Source organism: Mesorhizobium sp. M7A.F.Ca.CA.002.05.1.1 (genome assembly GCF_003998335.1).
Taxonomy (GTDB): domain Bacteria; phylum Pseudomonadota; class Alphaproteobacteria; order Rhizobiales; family Rhizobiaceae; genus Mesorhizobium.
In genome coordinates this window covers 1-1,562 of sequence record NZ_RZQI01001154.1, presented here as the reverse complement: position 1 = coordinate 1,562, position 1,562 = coordinate 1, and the positions used below count along the sequence as shown (strand labels likewise).

1 protein-coding gene, 1 tRNA gene and 1 pseudogene are annotated in these 1,562 nt (G+C 63.8%); 1 reads left to right on the top strand and 2 read right to left on the bottom strand.

Annotation, left to right across the window (positions count from 1 at the left end; translation table 11 throughout):
- Nucleotides 1-64: 64 nt before the first annotated feature.
- Both EN939_RS33565 and EN939_RS33560 read right to left on the bottom strand, forming a co-directional pair.
- Nucleotides 65-448, bottom strand: a pseudogene (locus EN939_RS33565) (thioredoxin family protein); the annotation flags it as partial.
- Between the two features lie 84 nt (nucleotides 449-532).
- Nucleotides 533-1,030, bottom strand: coding sequence for a prolyl-tRNA synthetase associated domain-containing protein (locus tag EN939_RS33560; protein WP_127271756.1), 498 nt, complete (start codon nucleotides 1,028-1,030; stop codon nucleotides 533-535).
- 244 nt (nucleotides 1,031-1,274) lie between these two features.
- Here EN939_RS33560 and EN939_RS33555 point away from each other — a divergent pair.
- A tRNA-Gly gene (locus tag EN939_RS33555) sits at nucleotides 1,275-1,349 on the top strand.
- Nucleotides 1,350-1,562: the final 213 nt, after the last annotated feature.

The window sequence follows — 1,562 nt, the reverse complement described above, 5'->3', positions numbered from 1 at the left end:
GGCGGCCGGTGCTGGTCGATTTCTGGGCGCCCTGGTGCGGGCCTTGCAAGCAGTTGACGCCGCAGTTGGAGAAGGCGATGACCGCCGGGATAGACTGGATGCCGAGCTGGCCGGCGATCGAGGGATGGTCGTCGATGTTCATCTTCACCAGCTTGACCCTGCCGCCGGCGGCCTTGACCGCCTTCTCCAACTGCGGCGTCAACTGCTTGCAAGGCCCGCACCAGGGCGCCCAGAAATCGACCAGCACCGGCTGCCGGCGCGATTCCTTGATGACATCGGCGGCAAAGGCAGCCGTCGTCGTGTCCTTGATCACGTCGGCGGGAGCGGCGGGCGCATCGCCAAGCGCGACTTTCGCCGGCGCCGGCGCGGCTCCACCATACTGCACCGAGGTGGTGTACTGGCCGCCATTGCCGCCAAAGGAGCCGCCGAACGGATTGTTGTCGCTCATCTCTCTACCCTTCCGTGGCGCCGCCGGCCGGCGGCCAGGCGCCCTATGCTTCAGACCATCTGACTCAAGCCATCCATGTGGCGATCACACGGAGACTTTCAAGATAGCAGCATCGTGCCCGGTTGCCTCGACGAATCTGATCAGGTCGCGCGCCGCGATCGATGTCGTCGCCTCATTGGTCAGCGGATGCCCATTGATGACCGCATGCTCCATCAAATCCTTGTCGAGCACGAGCTTGACCCTGTTTGCCGTGTCGTTGATGACGCCAAAGACCGTGACGGCGCCCGGTGTGACGCCGAGCAGCTCCATCAGCATCTCCGGCTTGCCGAAGGAAACCCGGCTGGCGGCGCCGATCACCTGGTGGATCTGCTTCAGGTCGACGACCGCGTCCTCGCCGACGGTGACCAGGAAGAAATTGTCCTTCTTGTCCTTCAGGAACAGGTTTTTCGTGTGCCCGCCGGCGATTTCGCCGCGCAGCGCCTGCGAATCGGCGACGGTATAGAGCGGCGGGTGGCGCTTCGTCGACGTGGCAATGCCGAGTTCGGCAAGAAAGGCCATCAAATCGGCTTCGGTCTTCGGCATCGGTTTCGTCCCGTTTCTCAAGCCAGCCGTTTACGGCCAATGGGGCAGCCGACACAAGACCGTCATGCGACATCATGGTGAGCGGCACCGCCCTTCGCGCTGGCGCCCCGCCGCCCGCCACTCACGCGCCCGCCGGCGGCTTGCCGGCCCCGCGCATCGTGTCGCAAAAAGCCTGCGATTTCCCTGTTGCAATCGCCGCGCTCTTCAGCCATATAGGCCCGGCTTGCGGCCAAGCGCCGTGCGAGCGGGTGTAGCTCAGGGGTAGAGCACAACCTTGCCAAGGTTGGGGTCGAGCGTTCGAATCGCTTCACCCGCTCCAAATCTTCTTTAGATTTGAAAAGCATAAAGGGCCCGGGTAACCGGGCCTTTTTGCTATCTGGCGCCGGGGAGCGGGGGGACGACGTTTCCAGCCGAAGCCGGGAACGTAGGGCTGCCCATCCGACCTGGGTGTTGAGCCTCAACAGGTTGTCCGCGGGTAGAGCGAGGCGGCTCCGGAATTTGCGTCGCGGGCGATCGATATGCCATGGATAAT